This is a genomic window from Alteraquisediminimonas sediminicola, from assembly GCF_019740335.1.
Classification (GTDB): domain Bacteria; phylum Pseudomonadota; class Alphaproteobacteria; order Sphingomonadales; family Sphingomonadaceae; genus Alteraquisediminimonas; species Alteraquisediminimonas sediminicola.
This window is the reverse complement of sequence record NZ_JAHXZS010000004.1, coordinates 67025-87338: the sequence shown is the minus strand read 5'-3', so window position 1 is coordinate 87338 and position 20314 is coordinate 67025. Positions and strand designations below refer to the sequence as shown.

The following is a 20314-nucleotide window of genomic DNA, read 5'->3' as shown; positions in this document are numbered from 1 at the left end:
ATGATACCTCATGTCCGCCTCAACAGGTTATTCCATTGGCCGCACGGGCGTATTGAAAGCGGCGACAATTTGTTCCAGCGTATCGCTCAACACCTCGCGAAAGGTCGACTGATCAAGACGCTGTGTTAACTCGTCGTGAAAGAGGACAACCGAGAAAAAAGTGACGTTCGCGGTGAGCAAACGGCGCTCAAGTACATCAGGATCTAAATAGAAAAATCGCTCTCTCAACAGTTTTAGCAATAAATACAGATTAGGACCATTTGGCGAGGCCTGATCTGCGACATGCATCATTCCTTTTGGACGATAATACAGCAAATAATGCAGCAGAAACGCAATATAAGGGTGACGCCCCACATCATCGCAAATTTGGAGATGGGGCAGATACAGAATTTCTATCAGCGTCCGCAGATCATGCAGGGTGCTCTTAGCCTTGGCGATTTTGAACATTTCAGCGCGATAAGGCTCCAATTGCGCCACGCGATAGTGAAAGATCGCCTGAATTAGGCCTTCCTTGGATCCGAAATGATAACGGACGGCATTGTTATTGCCATTTTCGGCTTTGGTCGCGATCTCCCGCAAGGAAGTCCCTTCAATACCCTTTTGTCCAAAAAGCTGCTCTCCAGCAAGGATGAGCTGCTCTTTGACCGTCAGCGTCTGGGGCGACACATCCAATTCTTCGGCATTTTTATGGCTTGCATTCATCCCACCATAAATAACGCACTCGCGTGACACAGCAAGCACTTTTCACGGAATAAATAACTCATATGAGTTTATAAAATTGCTGAAATATGGGGATATATGGTAAATTTTCGAAAAAACTGCGAAAATACACCCTAAATTAAAAGTCACTTGCGTTAATTATGCGAGTTGTGATCTAAGTCGATCACCACACGAGGATCGAATCAATTTCGACGGCAACAACGACAGAGAGAGATGCACATGAATTCACTCGATAAACGCCCAAATGGCAGGCTAAACACATTGCGTCAGGCCATGTTGGGGGCAACCATCATCGCCACTGGTTGTATCGCAGCCCCCGCACTAGCGCAGGACAGTGCCGCCGCCAGCCAATCGGATGAAGGCGGCATTCAGGACATCGTCGTCACTGCCCGCAAACGCGTCGAAACGACGCAGGATGTGCCTGTGTCTGTGACCGCCATCTCGGCAGAACAGATCGAGCGTTATGACCTTTCGAGTCTTGAGCGCGTTGCTGCTTCGACGCCGCAGTTCGTGATCGGCCGTGCGCCGTCCGGTTCGGGGGCGACCCTCGTGTTGCGTGGCATTGGCTCGAACTCGTCCTCGATCGGCCTTGAGCAGTCGGTCGCCGTCATTGTGGACGGCGTCTATTATGGTCAGGGCCGCACCATCAACGAAGGCTTTTTCGATCTTGGCCGCTTAGAAATTCTGAAAGGCCCGCAGGCGCTGTTCTTCGGCAAGAATGCCACCGCAGGCGTGGTCTCGATCACCACCGCAGATCCCGGCGACAAGTTGGAAGTGATCGGTCGCGTCGGCTATGAGTTTGCTGCTAGGCAGGTGACGGGCGAAGCCATCGTCTCCACCCCGTTGACCGAAACGCTCGGCATCCGTGTCGCGGTGCGCGGCAGCAAGATGTATGACGGCTATTACAAGAATCTCGCGACGTCGACTAACTATCGTACAACCGACATTGCCACCGGCACGCAGACAGTCCACAATTCCGGTCCGGCGGGCGAGGGGCGTAGTAAAGAATTCTACATCCGGACCACGCTGAAATGGGAACCGACAGATCGCTTCGCCGCCACCTTGAAGGGCAATTTCGGCACCAATAACAACGACAATCCGGCGTCTTCGTCAGTCTATTATAATTGTCCAACCGGTTATGCCGCAAAGAACCCGAATGTGCAGTGCGCCCGCAAGTTTCAATCCTCTGCCAACCGGCTCCCGACGGCATTATGGAACGGCGCCAATGCGGTGCCTTATGCGCTCGACGACGGCGCTCTCGGCAACAGCTATCGCAGTTGGGCGGTGACCGCGAATCTCAGCTACGAACTGGACAACATCACGCTGACATCGGTCACCAACTATAACTGGAACCGCAACATCTTCCGCTTCGACGCGGATAGCCTGTCGGCGAGCAACCTGCCGAGCGACTTCAATGGCACGACCGTCACCCCGCCTTATGGTGGCATCTTCGCGACTGAATGGTCGACCTTCCATGCCTTATCCAGCGAATTCCGCGCTCTGACCAACTATGATGGGCCGGTCAATTTGATGGTCGGCGGCTATTACCAGAAGACCAAGCGCGATTATCTTGCGTGGACGGCATCAGGCGGGCTGGAGAATAGCGCGGCCACCCCGACTTTCCGTCGTTATGTCGCCAACTCCAAGGACAGCCAGACCGAAGGCGAGACCATTGCCGCCTTCGGCCAGGTGATCTGGAAGCCGGTCGACAAGGTCGAGGTCACCAGCGGCGTGCGCTACACGCACGAGACCAAGGACAGCTATTTCATCCAGCCTTATTCCCATCCAACCCGCGTGACGCAGGGTGTGTTCGCACCGGGCATCCGCCTGCCCTCGAACCTGAGTTTCAACAACTGGTCGCCGGAAGCCACGATCAGCTTCAAGCCAAACCGCGACATCAATCTTTATGCTGCCTATAAGACCGCCTATAAGTCGGGCGGCTTTTCGAACTCAGGTATTTACAGCCCATCCGCCAGCCTTGCCGATTTCGAGTTCGATCCGGAAAAGGCGAAGGGCTTTGAAGTCGGTGCCAAGACGATCCTGCTTGATCGCCAACTGCGCTTCAATGTGGGGATGTATCGCTACAAATATAGCAACCTCCAGCTCGATTTCTTCAACGCGCCGGTGTTCGCGTTCAGCACGATCAATGCCGGTTCGGCGACCACCAAAGGTGTTGAACTTGAGGTCGAATTCGCCCCGCGTGCGATCGAAGGGCTGAACCTGCGCGGTAGCGTGAACTACAACAAGGCGCGCTACGGCAATGTCCCGAATGCACCATGCTACACCGGGCAAAAGTCGACTGCAGGTTGCAACCTGTTGTTGCTCGCGAATGGCACCACGCGTCCGATCATCTCCGGCGAAACCGGCACTAACCAGAACCTGAAGGGTTCGCCGACGGCCAATGCGCCGCTGTGGACGGCGACGCTCGGTGCCTCCTACGAAACACCCGTGGGTAACGGCCTGATCCTCGGCCTGTCGGTCGATAGCCGCTATAGCGACAACTATCTCGCGAGTGCGTTCGGCAGTCCGTACACCCGCCAGAAAGCCTATGTGAACCTCGACGCCTCGATCCGGGTCAAGACCGAGGACACCCATTGGGAGTTCGCGCTGATCGGCAAGAATTTGACCGATCGCTGGTATGCGACCGGCGGCTTGGATGCGCCGAACACCGGCAGCGGGACCGGGACTGTCAACGGCATTGCCGGTGACCAGATCGGCTTCGCCAATCTGCCGCGCACCGTTCAGGCACAAATTACCTTCCGGTACTGACCCGGAAGGCACGCGTTCCGGGCGCTAAATCCCCTCCCGGCGTCCGGAACGCATTTTTTTAAAATTTCAGCTAGCGAGACGAAGACATGTCCCAGCAGATTTCAAGCAAGCACCGCGTCATGATCCACAACCGCATGTCACAAGGCCGTCGATCAGGCAGATTGACCTCGCTGCTGACAGTGTCTGCAATCGCGCTGTTACATGCGCCGTCCCTATTTGCGCAGACGGCCCCGATGGCCCCAACTGAGGGTGTCGGCAAGACGGTGGCAGAGAGCCATGCACCGCGCTGGCCCTCCAATCCGGCCGCCCCCAAAGGCGCGCCCAATGTGCTGGTCATTTTGACGGATGACGTTGGCTTTGGCGTCACCAACACATTTGGCGGCCCGGTGCCAACGGCAACCTTTGACGCGCTGTCGCAAGAGGGGCTGCGCTATAATCGGTTCAACACCACCGCGCTTTGTTCACCGACACGCGCTTCGCTGCTGACAGGTCGCCTGCCGCAAAATGTGAATATGGGCAATGTGAGCAACCTGCCCACGGGCTATGATGGCTATACCACTGTCATCCCGAAATCGGGTGGAACCCTGCCCGAAATTCTTAAAGAAAACGGCTATAACACGGCCATGTTCGGCAAGAACCATCTGACGCCGGAATGGGAAACCAGCATCGCCGGACCTTATGATCGCTGGCCGACAGGTCTGGGCTTTGAATATTTTTACGGCTTCCTGTCTGCCGATACGTCGATGTGGCAGCCGAGCATTGTAGAAAACACCCGGCGGGTCGATGCACCGCAAAATAACCCGAACTATCATTTCGAAGCGGATATGGCCGATCATGCGATTGGCTGGATGCGGGAGCAGCAAGCCGCTGCACCGGATAAACCGTACTTTATGTATTATGCACCGGGACTGTCGCATACGCCGCACCATGCGCCGAAGGAGTGGCTGGAAAAATTCCGGGGCAAGTTCGATCAGGGCTGGGACAAGGTCCGCGAAGAGAGCTTCAAGCGCCAAAAGGCGATGGGCGTCATCCCGGCAAACTCCAAGCTTTCGCCCCGCCCGGCTTCATTGCCAGCATGGGCCTCGCTCAATGCCGAGCAGCAGCGCGTCTACGCCCGCTTGATGGAAGCCTATGCCGCATCGGTGGCCTATTCTGATTATCAGACCGGCCGGGTGATTGATGAAGTGCGCCGCAGCGGTGAGTTCGACAATACACTGATTATTTACATTCAGGGCGACAATGGCACCAGCGCGGAAGGCGGGTTGAACGGCCTTGCGTTTGAGCAATCGACCATCACCGGGCGCAAGGAAAATTTCGCCGAATTATCCCATCATCTCGACGAGATCGGTGGACCGAACATGTACAACCACATGCCAGCTGCTTGGGCGTGGGCGATGAATGCGCCCTTCCCTTGGTGGAAACAAGTCGCATCGCAAGCCGGTGGCGTACGCAACGGAATGGTCATTTCCTGGCCGAAGCATATCGCCGACAAAAATGGCCTGCGTGATCAGTACAGCCATGTGTCCGACATCATGCCGACCGTGCTGGATGCCGCTGGCGTTCCTGCGCCTGAAACGTTGAATGGCGTCAAACAGCAACCCATTGACGGCATCAGCTTGACCTACAGCTTCACCCAACCAAAAGCGCCATCTGCACGGCGCACGCAGATATACGAAATGATGGAAAATTTCGGAATCTATCGTGACGGCTGGATGGCTGGCACCCTGCCCAAGCGTTTGGCATGGGAGGCTGGCGCTGCCGGCGACCGGCGACTGGATATCGGGCCGGATCAACGTAAATGGGTCTTGTTCAATCTGGACAAGGACTTCTCGACCGCAACGGACCTCTCCAAGAAATATCTGGCAAAGCTGGCGGAAATGCAGAACTTCTTCTGGGCTGAGGCGGCGAAGAACAACATTCTGCCGATCCATGATTATAGTCAGGGCACGGCAGGGAAACCCTCATTGGGCACGGGGCGCAAGCAATTCGTCTATCCTGCGGGCGTGACCGGGATAGTGGAGGATGCCGCACCGCATACCATTGGCAATTCCTTCACCGTCGATGCCGAGATCACGGTTGATACGGCGAATGCCAAGGGCGTGATAGTCGCGCAGGGCGGGCGCTTTGGCGGCTACAGCCTCTATCTCCACAACGGCAAGCCAGTGTTCCACTACAATGCCGTGGGGGCTGATCAGTTCACTGTGCGAGGCAAAGATGCACTGGCACCGGGCAAGCATCATGTGACCGCGCAATTCATTGCCGATGAGAAAAAGCCCGGCACCCCCGGCAATATGACAGTTTCGGTCGATGGCGTGGCAGTAGCCACTGGCCGGATCGGTCGCACGGTCGCAGGATGGATGTCGCATACCGAAGGACTGGATATTGGCCGCGACATGATTTCTGCGGTCAGCCCGGACTATGACGTCAACAACAGCGCCTTGACCGGTGAGATCAAGAACGTCACCTTCGAGATCAACCCATGAGGGTGCGGGTGATAGCAATGCGCCGCCGATAGGAAGATGGAACCGCAGATGGGTAAAACGGACGGCATGCGCCGTATCGCAGGTGGCCAGTTCATGATGGGGTCGAATGACCATTATCCTGAAGAAGCGCCTGCCCATCATGTCGTGGTCGATGATTTCTGGATTGATGAAACGCCGGTCACCAATGTCCAGTTCGCCGCCTTCGTGGCAGCAACGGGCTGGGTGACCTTGGCGGAACAGACGCCTGATCCGGCGGATTATCCCGGCATATTGCCGGAGATGATCCAGCCCGGTTCGCTGGTCAGCCATATGCCGCTGGGGCCGGTGCCGCTTCATGACTTTTCCCAATGGTGGTCCTTTGAATTTGGAGCCAACTGGCGTCACCCGCGTGGCCGGGGGAGTGATCTTGCAGGGCTGGACGATCATCCGGTGGTCCACATCGCTTATGCCGATGCCGAAGCCTATGCCGCATGGGCGGGCAAATCGCTGCCGACCGAGGCGGAGTTCGAATATGCAGCACGTGGCGACCTTGAAGGCGCGGCCTTTGCATGGGGCGATGAACTGGCACCCAATGGAGCGATGCTAGCCAATTATTGGCAGGGCGAATTTCCATGGCAAAATCTGGCGCTGGATGGCTATGTCGGCACCTCGCCCGTGCGGACTTTTCCCGCCAATGGCTATGGCCTGTTCGACATGGTCGGCAATGTCTGGGAATGGACCGGCGACTGGTTTGCCGCGCACCATACGGGCAAGGAGGCTAAGGCGGCAGGCAGTTGCTGCATCCCTCGCAATCCGCGCGGCCCATTAAAAGAGAGCAGTTTCGATCCGTGCCAGCCCGATATTGCGATTGGCCGCAAGGTGCTTAAAGGCGGATCGCATTTGTGCGCGGAAAATTATTGCCAGCGCTACAGGCCCGCAGCCCGCTATGCCCAGCCGGTCGACACATCGACCTGCCATGTCGGGTTTCGGTGCGTCATCAGGTAAAATAGTTGCTTCGGCAGCTAGCATTGAGGCCAGATGAGCGCGGGGCGCACAAGCCTGCGCCCTAGGGCGAAAATCAGTTACCTTGTGGGACTGTTTGGTGCGCGGTGCAGTCTGGAGCGAGTCAGTCTCACCGCCCGTTTTCCTTGTTTTATGGGAATTTACAGGGAATTTTGGCCAGAATGGCCAATTTTGTAGCCCACTCTCTCCACCAAGCCACTGATCTAATAATAAAGACCATGAAAATTCCCTGTAACGGAAACAGGGAATTTATTTCTCCCTAACAGGGAATAACACCTCAGTTTACAGGGCGTATGTAAGCGTGCAGGGAATGCACACTTGCCGGTTGCGAGAGGGCTTCTGACCTTGGGTCCACGGATTTTTCCGTGGATGGAGGTTCGAGATAGCACATGTCAGTCGGGAAAAACACGAGGAACTGGAAGCATTCTGGCGTTTTCACCATGATGAGTGGGCGCGTGGGATGCTGAACCAGCGGGCATATTGCGAACTGCACGGCCTGCCGCTGAAGCAGTTTGGCAAGGCGTGACATGGACGTTCCTTCTATCGATGGGTGTACAATATGCGGCGCATAATAGTCTGATAGTGGGGCTTTATATGCGCATCGCCAAGAGGTTTATGAAGAGAGGGGCGTATCCGGTAATAATGGAGGATAAGATCCGTGCGTGACGGTATATCGCCGCGCAACGGATTGTTGATGCTGTGCCAGCCGTCGTCCCGATTTTTGATCGGGCGTTGGAACAACACCGGGCAAAACTGGTTTTGACTGACATCCCTTGCGCTTCAGGGGGCGCGGCAATGCAGCGCGCCGTTCACCGAAGCATGGCAGGTGTAGGCGATGGACTAGTGCGATTGAGAATACATCGAATTTTGCCGGTGATCCTTGTGCTGACGGCCAGTTGCAGCGGATCAGATGTCGCCCATACCAGCGAAAGCGATGCAGAATCGGTGCTTTCAAGCGTCGTGCCCGGCATTGCGCCAGCGGCATTACAGGCCGCGGCCCAAGCTACGCCCATGCGTGACTTTTATGCAAAAAACGGCTGGCTTCCGGTCTGGTCGCCACTGGCGGCGCAGGCCTTGACCACAGCGCTTGAAAAACGGGCGAGACATGGTCTGGACCACGTGCCATTCATGCCGGACTTGTCGAAGCTCTCCGCCGAAGCCCGCGAGATTGCCTTGACCCGCGCGGCACTGAGCTACGCAGGTGCGCTGGCCCATGGTGTCGCCGACCCGGCAAAATTGCATCGCATTTACACCCTCCCACGGCCAAAGGTGAATCTCTCGCCTGGATTGATCACGGCGGTGCGGGCGGGTCGCGTGGAGGCGTGGCTGGATAGCCTTGCTCCAGACACCGCTGAATATGCCGCGCTGGCAGCGGCGTATCTGAAACAGCGACAAGTCATGCCGCAGGACAACAGCGAGGAAATTGTCGGTGGCGACCTGATCCATCCGGGTGACCAAGATCCACGCATCCCACAGATCGAGGCGGCACTTTTGGAAAATCGCTATCTAGTCCTGCCGGTGACGACCAAGACCGATGTCGCTAGCAACATGTACAGCAAGGGAATCGTGATGGCCGTGAAGGCCTTCCAGAACGATTATGGTATCAGTGATGACGGCGTCATTGGCGCGGATACGTTGGTCATTCTCAATGTGCGCCCCGGTGATCGCGCGCGATCAATTGCGGTCGCGATGGAGCGATTGCGCTGGCTGACGCGTAATCCTCCGCCAACCCGCATCGACGTGAATACTGCGGCGGCTGAACTCAGCTATTTTCGCGAGGGGAAGCTAGTCGATCAGCGCAACGTCGTCGTGGGCAAGCCAGGGAATGAAACGCCGCAGATATCGTCTTTTATGTTCCGTCTGGTCGCCAATCCGACATGGACGGTGCCGAAATCGATCCAGAAAGGCGAGATGGCTGGAAAAAACGCGGCCTATTTCCAACACTATAACTTGAGCTGGCGCAATGGCTCGCTCGTGCAGAATTCCGGCCCGCGCAACTCGCTCGGTCTGGTCAAGTTCGACCTCAATAACGAGTTTGCGATCTATCTGCACGACACGCCCGCCAAGACGCTTTTTGACAAGAACCAGCGGCAATTGAGCCATGGCTGCGTGCGCGTCAACGAGGCGCTAGGTTTTGCGCACATGCTCGCCGATCGGGAGGGGATAGCCGACCAATGGACCAAGGCGCTTGCGACCGGCAAGATGACATTCGTCAAGCTCCCCCAAATGGTGCCGGTCCGGCTGATGTACCGTACGGTCTATGTGGATCAGGCGAACCAGTTGATGTATCGCACCGATCCTTATGGCTGGAATGTCGCGGTTGCGGCGGCGCTCGGTTTTACCAAGGATGCCAGCAGGCAATTCAGAAGCGGCGTGGATGACATAGGCCCGTGAGCGCCTCCTGACCCTCATAGGGTCAGGATCGATTGTTCAGATATTTTGACCAATCGATGCGGGTGAAGCCAATCAGCATTAGGACCATGGCAATCTGCAAGGCGATTCCGAACGGACTGGTCATGGCGTGGCGAAATGCTTCGCCGAGGTTCGTGCTTTCGATGCTTTTCGTCGTGAAAAGATAGATCGAGTATGAAAAGGTGCGCCCGGCGAAAAAGAACGCTGTGAAACCAAGCAGCGGCACTTTGGCAAGTCCGGCGGCTTCGAAGAGTGGCGCGGAAGGCACGGGCGAAAGGGCGAATACGCCCAGCGCGATAATCGAATTACGCTTCTTTCGCTCGAATACCTCTCTTGCAGCGGCGACGTTTCTTTTAGTCTTTTCCGATACATGATGGCCCAATAAGGCAAAGGCGCGGGCCAGCAGGAAGCGGCCTGATGCCGCAGCCGACGCCGCGACCAGAACGAGCGCAGGCCCCGGCATGCGGGTATTGATGCCGTAGATGACGATCACGGACCATGTCGGCGGCCCGAACGCCGGCATGAGGTTGATGCCAAGAACGATGGCGAACAGGACCAGATAGTACACCATAGTCGCCTATTTCCGCTCCCCCGACTGGTCGCGTCAGTTAACGCGTTGGCGGGGACGAGGTCTCCGCTTGGCTTCGCGCCGCTACTTCTGCAGCGATTGCGGCCTTGGCGGCGGCATCGGTCACCGCCCGCGTATTTTCTCGCGCGGCATCGGCATCATTGCGGGCGGCGGCGGCTTGTATTTGCGAGGTGACGGAGTTGATGTTCGCGGCGGCGGCTGTATCTCGCGCCACAACGGCTTCGCTCCGCGCGCTTTCCGCCTGCATCTGCGAGGTGGCAGAGTTGAAATTCGCGGATGCAGCATCGGCGTTTGCCTGCGCCGCATTCTCATTGGCCATTCTTTCGGCATCGCTTGGACTGTTGCGGCAAGCGCCAAGTGATAGGCAGGCCGCTGCCAATAGGGTGATGGTCATCTTCATCATCGCAGGCACTCCATTTCGGGTGGCAAAATCGCGCGTCATCGCGCTGTTCGTGATCGGAAAGGCGGGGCTTCACGCCGCAACTGGACGTTGATCTGCGATGTGCTGCCATCATCGGGGAAGGGGATGCCGCCTTCCGGCCAGGGCTGGCCATCGACGGTGATAGTCGTCGGGCCTGTGGATTTGGCGAGACTATTGTCGATATGGACCTGCAAGCTCCCGTCCGGACGGCGCAGCGTGGCACTTGTCGTTGGCCAGTCGGTCGGCAGATGCGGGTTGATGTGCAATTTGCCGTCGATGATGTGGAGCCCCATGATTTCCTCCACCCCCAGCCGCCAAGTCCATGCGGCGGCCCCGGTGTACCAGCTCCACCCCCCGCGCCCGAGATGCGGCCCGCTGCCGCCGACATCGCCCGCGACGACATAGGGTTCAATGCGATATTGCCGCACCTGTTCGGGGGTTAATGTCTGGCAGATCGGATTGATCCGGCGGAATATCTCCATCGCGCCATCGCCATCTCCCGATTGCGCCATCGCCATGCCAAGCCACGCCGCCGCATGGGTATATTGCCCTCCATTTTCGCGGATGCCGGGGGGATAGGCCTTGATATAGCCCGGTTCACGCGGGGTCAGGTTGAACGGTGGGTCGAGCAAGCGGACGATCCGATCATCCGCCCTCACCAGATGTTCTTTCGCCGATGCGAGCGCGCGCTTGATCCGTTCCGGACGGCCTGCGCCGGACAGTTGCGCCCATGATTGGGCGATGGAATCGATCTGGCATTCGCTGTCAGTGGCGGTGCCCCATGGGCGGCCCTGATCGTCAAAGGCGCGGCAATACCAATTGCCGTCCCATGAAGTCGTCTCGATGGCAGTAGTCAACTCTTCCGCGCGTCGTAGCCAGCGTATCGCGATTTCCGGATGCTGTGCCGTCGCGCATATGGGCGCGAACATGTTGATCGTCTTGATGAGGAACCAGCCGAGCCAGACGCTCTCGCCGCGCCCCTCTTCGCCGATCCGGTTCATCCCATCATTCCAATCGCCCGCGCCGATCAGTGGCAGGCCATGGCGGCCAAGCTGATAGGCATGTTCCAATGCGCGTTCGAGATGGTCGAACAGGCTGGCGGCATTGGGCGCGGTATCGAATTGGGCGTAACGGTCGCCCTCATCCGCCGCGAGGGGCGCTGCCCGCAAGTAGCGCACATGCTCCGCAAGGATCGTGCGATCGCCGGTCGCCTCAACATAGGCGCAGGTGGCAAAGGGGAGCCACAGCATGTCGTCCGAACAGCGCGTCCGGACACCTGCGCCAGCAGGCGGGTGCCACCAATGGAGAACGTCGCCTTCATCGAACTGATGGGCGGCGGCCTCCAATATATGGCGGCGGGCAAGGTCGGGGTCGGCAAAGCGCAGCGCCAGCACATCCTGCAATTGGTCGCGAAAGCCAAAGGCCCCGCCCGCCTGATAAAAGCCTGCCCGCGCCCGAATGCGCGCATTCAACGCCTGATAGGGAAGCCAGCGATTGATGAGCAGATCGAACGCCGGTTCGGGCGTCGCGACGGTGATGGCATCCAGCCGTGCCTGATATTGGGCGTTGGTCGCGGTCAGCGCGCGTTCGGCCTCGCTTGCATCCTGCCATTTGGCGATGAGACGCGCGGCATGGTTGCGGTCTTCTCCCTGCCCGAGGAGGAAATATACATCCCGTGTTTCATTGGGGCCGATATCGACATGGAGTTGATAGGCCGCGCAGCAATCATCGCCCACTGCCTGCAATCGCCCGCCAAGGTCCCAATTCTGCAACGCCTCAGGCTGGTCGGTGCGGCGTCTTGGTCCCAGAAATTCGGCGCAAGAGGTGGTGACGCTATGCGGCTCTTCGCTGGCTGTCAGAAATGCCACCCGCTGGCCAAAGCTGTCGGACCAAGGATTGACCGCCAGCAACGCGTGGAGGGCGGGATCATATTCGGCGCAGCGCAGCGCGCCATTTTCGCCTGTCACCGATCCCAGTAGCCATTGGGCGTAATAAGTGGCCGTGATCCGTCGCGCGCGCGGGCGCAGATTGCGCAACCTTATGCGGACGATCTTGATCGGATCGTCCGGTGCGACAAAGGCAAGCATTTCCTGCTCCAGTCCCTCGCTGGCGCGCTCCCAGATGCTATGACCCGCTGCATGGCGGATGCGACAGCCGGTGTCATCATCCGGTACGCTAGGGCCGATGGGGGCGGGCGAAATCGTCCATAAATGGCCGTTTTCCTCATCGCGCAGATAGAGGCATTCGGTCTGCGGATCGCGTACCGGGTCGTTGCTCCATGGGGTGAGGCGATTTTCGCCCGCATTCAAGGCCCAGCTGAACCCCAGCCCCGCCTCGGTCACAATTGTGCCAAAGCCATCATTCGCCAGCACATTGGCCCATGGCGCAGGGGTCGTCTGTCCGGGGGCGAGCTGGATGACATAGCTGCCGTCAATGGGCGAAAAACCGCCGGTGTCATTATCGAACAACAGGTCCGGCACGCGTGGCAGGGGCAGTGTGGGCGTCATGTCCTGCACCGGCGCAATCGGCGCGAAACGCGGACGGGGGATCGGCAGGATGCGGCCAAGTTCCAATTGATCGGGCAGATTTGGCCCCTCCTCGGTCAATATCAGTCGGGCCGCGCGTTCGAGGGTAATGACCATATTTTCTTGCAGTAATACCCGCCCAACGAGATGGACGCCGCCTCTTAGGCCGAGCCGATCCTGCACCTCATTTTCGCGCAGGCAATCGATCAGCCGTTCGCGCACCGGATCGACATAGCCTTCATCGCCTTCATGCAGCACGACAAGGTCAACCGGTGCGCCGCGCAATTGGCAAAGCTTCTGGGCGGCGAGCAACGACCGTAGCATCGCGGTCTTGCTGCCATCGCCTGCACGCAACAGGATGATCGGATCATCGCCCGAAATCCCCAAAGACCACAAAGCTGCCCGTGCGGGCGGGATAGCGACCGGCGTGGTGATCGCGGTGCGTTCAAGATCGGCACCGATCATCCGCGCCACCAGCCGGGATGCATCGGGCAGGGCGTGGGGGGCAAGGCCGATGCGGTACATATCGCGCGCGGCATGGGCGGCGGCATCCGCCATCGCCCATTGCAGCGCATTGTGCGTGGCATAGCGCTCGGCAATTTCAATCGCGGTGGTGCGCGATGGGGCGGCGATAGTCAGATAGGCCAGCTCGCTACGGCCATGCGGAGGTATATGCACTACAACGCGCAGCGCCATCACCGGATCGAGCGTCCAGCCCGTTGTTTCATGCAGCCGTTCTGATCGTGCTTCGGGCTTCATCGCGGCTGGGTTATAAGTGCTGCCGTGCCGCCCCAAAAAGGCCGCGCGGTCGGTGTCGAAACTCGTCAGCGTCAGGCCGTTGCGATCGCCCAGTACCCGATGCAGCAGCACCGGCGGCGTTTCAGAAGGCGCGCGCGGGCGGCGGGTGAACAACAGGCCGCTCAGGCCCGGCAGAGTTTCGCTGCAGACGAACATCTTGCTAAACGCCGGGTGTCGCGCGGCCTCCCGCGCGGGGGCGAGTACGACCTCGGCAATATTGGTCAATATCAACGTCCGGGGCCGGTCGGTTTCATTGACCATGGTCACCCGCCGGATTTCGAGATCATCGGCATGGGCGATGGTGATTTCTGTCGTGACCGCCAGCCCAAAGGCGCGGCGGTGGCATTCCACTCGCTCCGCATGAAACACGACGCTGGTATCGCTCAAGGTCATATCGGCGAGGTCCGGCATAGCGTGCCAGACCTCGCCGCTCGCCGGTTCATGGAGATAGAGCCACGGCCCCGGCGTGGAGGCGGTGATCGCATAGCTCTGCCATTGCACGCCTGATCCGCCCGGCCCGAACCGCGTTGTCATCCGGCCATTGCCGATGACATGCAGGCATTCGCCTTGCAGATCATGGGTTTCAAAGTCGGGAGTCCAAGGATACAGCCCCGGCACGGCCGCCACTGCTACCGGTGCAGGCGCGAGTTCGCGGGCCACGCTGTGCGCGAGTTCCGGCGGTAATTCCCAAGGAATACGCTCATTCAACAATAATTCAATCGTCTGGATATGCGGATCGGCATGGAACCAGCGCACCAGCATATCATCGCACAGGACATTGCCGATGGCGGCAAGACTCATCCCGTGATGATGAACCATATAGGATTGGACGATGGCCGCATGTTCGCCCGGCAAGGCGCGGCCCGGCGTAAAGTCGATCGCTTCGAAAAAGCCGTAACGCCCCATCATGCCCAATGCCTCAAGACGGCGCAGGTTGCGGACGGCGGGACCGGTCCTGACCGCGAGCGCCAATAAGGACGCATAAGGGGCGACGACATGATCGCGTTCCAGCCCGCGCCGCAGGCCGAGGCCCGGCACGCCAAAGGCATGATAGCGATAGGCGCGGTCGCTGCCCATCATCGCATACGCCGATTCTGATATGCCCCATGGCGTACTATGATTGTCGCCGTGAATGCGCTGCATATCGATGGCAGTGCGGTCGCTTTGGCCCAATAATGTGCGGGGGTCGCTCCGCAGGAACAGGCTCGGCATCAGATATTCGAACATCGACCCGTTCCACGATACCAAGGCCAAGCCCGCCGCCTTGCGGGTGATCGGCCGGCCAAGGAAGAACCAATGTTCAACCGGCACATCCCCCTTGGCGATGGCAAAGAAACTCGCCAGTCGGGCTTCGCTGGCCAGCAGATCATAATGATGGGCGTCGATGCGATCTGCGCTAACATTATAACCGATATAAAACAGGCGGCGGCTGGCATCGAACAGGAATCCGAACTCCATATCATGCGCCCAGCGCGCGGTGCGATCGGCCAGTTCCTGCAACAGGACGCGCAGGCCATGGGTGTTGTTGACACCCTCATCCAGCGCATTGATCAGCGTTTGCCGCCATTGCTCCTCATCCGAAGCGGGCGGGGCATACCAGCCTTCTGCGATCACGCGAGCGGCATGGACCGTCTCTGCGACCATGTTCAGGGGCATTTCTCGCGCCAGATCCGCAGCCAGTCGTTCGGCGTGGGGCGCGAATAAGGCGGGTACGTCTTCAAGCACGGCCAGCCAAGGGCGATATAATTTCTCGTCGCGACGCAGGCTGTGGAGATGATGATCGAAGCGGTCGACCCATAGCCGCAGTTCCGCCGCTGGCCCCATGGGCAGGCCCGCCGCCACGATCATGTCATGGATTGCGGTGCGTAGCGCAGGCAATTCGCGCGCGGTCAATTGCTGGAGCAGCACCGCATGGCCGGTGATCGGCAGCGGCCGGTTCATGATGTTGATAATATGCGCAAGCAATTTGCGCGCGGCATCGGCGGCATCCAGCCCTTCCAGCGCATCGTCTATCAGCATCAATTCATCGAGCAGGCCATCCCATGCCGCCGATACCGTCACCGGGCCGAAATCGGCATCGCGCATGGCGGCGGACAGGGTGATCAGGCTGGCCGCGAGATTGCCGCTATCCACTGTCGAGACATAACGGGGATCAAGCGGCTGTAATGTTCTGGTGTCATACCAGTTGAGCATATGGCCGCGATAACGTTCGAGCCGATCCATCGTATCGAGCGTATTGCGCAGGCGCACGGCCAGATCGCTTAGATCGATATGGCCAAGCCGCCATGCGGTTAGCGCCGCCAGCAGCATGACCCCGACATTGGTGGGCGAGGTGCGGTGGGCGATTTCTTCATAAGGCGGTTCTTGGTAATTATCAGGCGGTAGCCAATTATCGTCTGGCCGGACGAAGGTTTCGAAATAGAGCCATGTCCGCCGCGCCACTTTGCGCAGGAACAAGCGGTCGGGCGCGGTCAGCGTCTCCTCTTTTGTGCGGAGCGGCAGCGCGATCCATGTCGCGATTTCAGGCGCGGCAATCCACAACAGCACTAGGGGCAGGGCTGCCCCTAGTGCCTGCGGGCTGAAGTAGCAGACGAGCACGCCAATGATGACGGCCGCAACGGGCGACGACCGCATTTCGCGCCACGCCATGCGGCGCGGGTCTCTTCTGGCAAAATGTTCGGCCATCTGCGCGGCTGATGTCCATTCCAGCAAATGGCGACGCGCGATCAGCCGGAAGAGCGTGACGGCGATCGCGTGGAGCGCGATAGCCGCGTCATTGGCCAGAAACACCAGCACCAAGGCCCAGCGCCCGAGATGGATCAGGAAGCGACGAGTCATGCTGCGCCATGTGCCGCGATGTCCGATGCTGGCAATTTCGGACACCAGATCCGTGAACAAATACGCACCGGGCGCGGCGACCGCGAGCAATGTCCACACCAACGGATTGCCGGGCAGGATGAGCCAGCCGCCCAGCAACAACATCATCGTCGCTATCGGCGCGATGCTGCGGCGTAAATTGTCGACAATCTTGAGCCGGTCAAACCAGCCGAGACGATTGCGCCGCCATTTCCGGTCATGTCCCGGCACAAATGGCAGCAGCCACAACAGGATTTGCCAATCGCCCCGGACCCAGCGGTGCGTGCGCCGCGCATGATCGAGATAACCGTCGGGAAAGCCTTCATAGATGATGATGTCAGTCGCAAGACCTGCGCGACCGTGCAGACCTTCGAACAGATCATGGCTGAGCAGGCTGTTATCCGGGACCACGCCTGCAAGACTGCGGGCAAAGCTCGCGACCTCGTAAATGCCCTTGCCGATGAAAATGCCGCTACCGGAGAGATCCTGATAGACATCGGACACAGCGCGCGAATAAATGTCGATGGCAGTGTCGCCACCGAAAAAGCGGGTGAAAAAGGACTGACGTTCGACATCCGGCGCGATTTCGACGCGCGGTTGCAGGATCGTATAACCCATAGTCACCCGATCGGAGCGCGGATCGAAATGCGCCCGGTTCAACGGATGGGCCAATGTCCCGACCATGCGATGGACCACGCCCGGCGGCAGGCGGGTATCGGCGTCCGCCGTCACGACAAAACGGGTGCCGTGAAGGGCGCTGACATCGCCAGTCGTTACGGGAAAGGCGCTGGCATCGCCGGTCAGCAGGAAATGGTTGAACTGCTCGATCTTGCCGCGCTTGCGTTCCCAACCCATCCAGCAGCCCTGCGCCGGATTGTGCAGCCGGTGGCGGTGCAACAGGACAAACGGCCCTTTGGCATCCCGGCCATAACGGGCGTTCAATATCTCGATTCCCGATGTGAGCGCCTGTTCGATTACTTCATCGCCCGTGTTGCGCGCGCGTTCGGCATCGGTCACATCGCTTAATAAGGCGAAATGGAGGATCGGGTCGGCATTGGCGAGATAATGGCTTTCCAGCCGTCGCATGATCCCATCGATATCGCCCGGCTTGGCGATGATGACCGGCATGATGACGACGGTGGTGCAATCGGGGGCAAGGCCCTTGTCGAAATCGAGCTTGGGCAACACCCGTGGCGGCACGATCAGATTGACGAGCCAATTGATGAAGGTGACGCTGATGATTGAGGAGGGGATTGCGCTTAGCAACAGGCCGACTACCCATATCTCGGGCGATGGATGAAAGCTGGCAAGATAGAGGCCGGGCAGCACCAAGCCGATCACGCCGATCACCACAAGGGCAAGGGCATAGATATGCATCGGGTAACGCGCCAATGGCTGGGTGACGGCCTCCCACCCGCTGCGCCGCACGCCTAATTCTTCTTCAAAGGCGCGCTGGCCTTCGCCGATCAGCCAATAGCCAACATGATTGAGCGGGGGGTGGCGACTTTGCCGCGCATGGGCGATGGCGCGCTCTGCGACGTCCCATTCGTCCAATCGGGTCAGTTCCGCACATTTTTCGATCGCATGACGGTAGCGGTCGCGGGTATCGAAATCCATATGGGGATAGACATCGGCGGGATCATGGCACAAAATCGCCTCGGTCCGGCTGGTCTGGTCGAAAAAGTCCTTCCACTGAATGCCGGCGACCACCCCCAGATTGGCGATGGCGCGCGCCACGCATTCGGTCGGGTCCGCCGGTAGATGGAGATAGGCTGTCACATCCGCCGGGAAAGGCGGGGGGACATTTTCGAACAAGGCACTGAACCCTGCGGCCAGCAATTCGATACAGGCGATCCGTAGCATTGTCGGAAAGGCCCATAATTCCGCTATCGTCAGCGGCATTCGCGCCTGATAGGCGGAAATGAATCTGATCGACTGGCCAACCGCAAGCTGGAGATGGGCCGCCTGCAACAGGCCATGGGCAAGGTCATAGACCCGTGGATAGATCTTGTCGCGGCCAGCGATGCCCGGCAGACGATCGTAAAAGCCGCGCGGCAGGCTTTCATCGATCTGGAGCAAGGCGCGCTGCACCTCGAAATCATTATCGAGCAGCCATTCAGCAGCAGAGGCGTTGCTGGCATCATTATGGCCAGCGGCGGTCAGCGCGCGTGACAGCCATGGCTTGACCTCTGCCAATTTGGCCCATGCGACGATCGGCGATGTTTTGCGGGTAAGGCCTTCAAGTTGATGACGCAGCGCCAGTTCATCGGCGAGGACTACGACCGGATCGCCTTGCGCATCTGCCATGATGTTCATACTTGATTGAACATCGGCATCCGTACTTCACTCGCCTGACCATTGGAGGGTCGGGCCATGGCTTTTGCCGCGCCACTAATCGCGGGGATCACTAGCAACGGCGCGGGTGAATGCATCATCAAATAGCTCGCAACGCTGCCATAGGGCATGTCGGCATTGGCCGACAGGCCATGACCACGCGCGGACATGATGACGAGATCGGCATTTTCCGTGCGGATGATCTGTTCAAGTTTCGCGCGGACATCCTTGCATTGGGTAGAGATGATCCGGACGCGCACCTGCATATCCGCGACATATTGGCGCATCCGTTCCAGATACGCATCGGCGGTTTGTTGGTTGCGTTCGATCACCTGTTCCCGAAGCGCGATGTCAGCGGCATCATAGGGGCGGGTCTCCGTCAATTCCGGCGGCGGAATGACATGAGCGAGCAGCAGTTCCGCATTATTTGCCTGCGCCAACCGCACCGCCAGCGGGAGCGCGCTTGCAGCCCAGGTAGAGCCATCGACCGGGACCAAAATCCGGCGGTAGCTGGTCACGGGGGCCATGTGACCATTGCACGGCACCAGCAACATATAGCCCGCCGCACTATGGAGGAGATGATGGATCGTCCCGCCGATCCCCCGGCAATGCCTTGCGCTTGTTTCCTGCATGCCGACGACCAACAGACTGCCGCTATGATCATGCGCGAAACGCTGGATTTCATCGGCCCTGAAGCCTTCGGTCAGATGGATATTGGCCCGCGCCATCGATGCATCCGGCGGGCTGGCCATTTCGTTCAGCAACCGGCGTGCCTCGTGGCGGCGCAAGTCCCATTCGATCGGGTCGGGCCGGTTGGAATCGTGTTGTTCTTCCAGCACCTGCAACAAGGTCACATCGGCATCCAATGATTTGCCCAGTGCAAAGGCATGTTGCAAAATCGGCCCGGCGTGTTCGGGATGGGCAATGCAAGCAGCAACATGGAAGTCATTGGAAGACTGTTCTCCTAACGCATTCGTCGAATTTGCCCTTGCTGCCAACATAATAGGACTCCTGACGGGATATGCCCCGCATATTTGAGCGATGATGGCCGCTTGATGCGGCTTGGATGAACGAATGCGTCGAAATTCTCATTTCATGTCGCATTTTTGTGATCATGACGAAGCTGACCGCAGTGCGGTGTGGACGGGATGTATGGAGCTAACTGTCTCGCCGTCCCAAAGTTCCGAAAAAATAGCCCGACACAGCAAGCAATGCCGGACTAAAGTCAAAGAGCTCGTATTAAGCCCTCGGGCCGCATTTTAATTTTAGTCAGTTCAGCGATAGGGCTGGAATCAGTATTTTCCCCGATAAAGGGCGTTTATTAATGTTGGGGAATGAAATGCTTTTCTCCAAAGTGACCGCCCCCACTGAGTGTTCCGTGTGGATTGTTAGTGTATTTGCGCCT

10 protein-coding genes are annotated in these 20314 nt (G+C 58.7%); 5 read left to right on the top strand and 5 right to left on the bottom strand.

Annotated elements, in window-relative coordinates; all coding sequences use genetic code 11:
* Nucleotides 1-27: 27 nt before the first annotated feature.
* Nucleotides 28-702, bottom strand: coding sequence for a TetR/AcrR family transcriptional regulator (locus tag K6117_RS09740; RefSeq protein WP_221794444.1), 675 nt, complete (start codon nt 700-702; stop codon nt 28-30).
* Nucleotides 703-993: 291 nt separating this feature from the next.
* Between K6117_RS09740 and K6117_RS09735 the strand changes: the two genes are divergently transcribed.
* From K6117_RS09735 to K6117_RS09720, 5 genes are all read left to right on the top strand, one after another.
* Nucleotides 994-3489: a TonB-dependent receptor gene (locus K6117_RS09735; protein WP_221794442.1), complete on the top strand. Its 2496-nt coding sequence runs from the start codon at nt 994-996 to the stop codon at nt 3487-3489.
* A gap of 86 nt (nt 3490-3575) precedes the next feature.
* Nucleotides 3576-5972 carry a sulfatase-like hydrolase/transferase gene (locus K6117_RS09730; protein ID WP_246605003.1) on the top strand — a complete coding sequence of 799 codons (2397 nt, stop codon included), beginning with the start codon at nt 3576-3578 and terminating at the stop codon, nt 5970-5972.
* 48 nt (nt 5973-6020) lie between these two features.
* On the top strand, nt 6021-6956 hold the full coding sequence (locus K6117_RS09725; RefSeq protein ID WP_246605002.1) for a formylglycine-generating enzyme family protein: 936 nt from the start codon (nt 6021-6023) through the stop codon (nt 6954-6956).
* A 400-nt stretch (nt 6957-7356) separates the two neighbouring features.
* Nucleotides 7357-7500, top strand: coding sequence for an IS66 family insertion sequence element accessory protein TnpA (gene tnpA, locus K6117_RS14655; protein ID WP_425514705.1), 144 nt, complete (start codon nt 7357-7359; stop codon nt 7498-7500).
* A 323-nt stretch (nt 7501-7823) separates the two neighbouring features.
* Complete coding sequence (locus K6117_RS09720; RefSeq protein WP_246605001.1) at nt 7824-9368, top strand: L,D-transpeptidase family protein; 1545 nt, start codon at nt 7824-7826, stop codon at nt 9366-9368.
* A 22-nt stretch (nt 9369-9390) separates the two neighbouring features.
* On the opposite strand, the gene K6117_RS09715 is transcribed toward K6117_RS09720, so the two are convergent.
* The 4 genes from K6117_RS09715 to K6117_RS09700 are packed head-to-tail and all read right to left on the bottom strand — an operon-like array spanning nt 9391 to nt 19910.
* Entirely contained in the window at nt 9391-9957 is a 567-nt protein-coding gene (locus tag K6117_RS09715; RefSeq protein WP_221794440.1) for a hypothetical protein, read from the bottom strand.
* Nucleotides 9958-9994: 37 nt separating this feature from the next.
* A complete protein-coding gene (locus tag K6117_RS09710) occupies nt 9995-10378 on the bottom strand; it encodes a hypothetical protein (RefSeq protein WP_221794438.1) in 384 nt (127 codons plus the stop codon).
* A gap of 35 nt (nt 10379-10413) precedes the next feature.
* Nucleotides 10414-18891, bottom strand: a complete 8478-nt coding sequence (locus K6117_RS09705; protein ID WP_246605000.1) for a GH36-type glycosyl hydrolase domain-containing protein — start codon at nt 18889-18891, stop codon at nt 10414-10416.
* Nucleotides 18888-19910 (bottom strand): universal stress protein, encoded by a 1023-nt coding sequence (locus K6117_RS09700; RefSeq protein WP_221794436.1) that lies wholly within the window; start codon nt 19908-19910, stop codon nt 18888-18890. Before K6117_RS09700 ends, K6117_RS09705 begins: the two co-directional genes overlap by 4 nt.
* Nucleotides 19911-20314 lie beyond the last annotated feature (404 nt).

What these genes read in the sequence shown, in the direction of transcription:
- K6117_RS09730 (WP_246605003.1), top strand. Translation starts at nt 3,576, where the DNA reads ATGTCCCAGCAGATTTCAAGCAAGCACCGCGTCATGATCCACAACCGC.
- K6117_RS09705 (WP_246605000.1), bottom strand. Translation starts at nt 18,891, where the DNA reads ATGAACATCATGGCAGATGCGCAAGGCGATCCGGTCGTAGTCCTCGCC.
- K6117_RS09725 (WP_246605002.1), top strand. Translation starts at nt 6,021, where the DNA reads ATGGGTAAAACGGACGGCATGCGCCGTATCGCAGGTGGCCAGTTCATG.
- K6117_RS09735 (WP_221794442.1), top strand. Translation starts at nt 994, where the DNA reads ATGTTGGGGGCAACCATCATCGCCACTGGTTGTATCGCAGCCCCCGCA.
- K6117_RS09715 (WP_221794440.1), bottom strand. Translation starts at nt 9,957, where the DNA reads ATGGTGTACTATCTGGTCCTGTTCGCCATCGTTCTTGGCATCAACCTC.
- K6117_RS09710 (WP_221794438.1), bottom strand. Translation starts at nt 10,378, where the DNA reads ATGATGAAGATGACCATCACCCTATTGGCAGCGGCCTGCCTATCACTT.
- K6117_RS09740 (WP_221794444.1), bottom strand. Translation starts at nt 702, where the DNA reads ATGAATGCAAGCCATAAAAATGCCGAAGAATTGGATGTGTCGCCCCAG.
- K6117_RS09700 (WP_221794436.1), bottom strand. Translation starts at nt 19,910, where the DNA reads ATGTTGGCAGCAAGGGCAAATTCGACGAATGCGTTAGGAGAACAGTCT.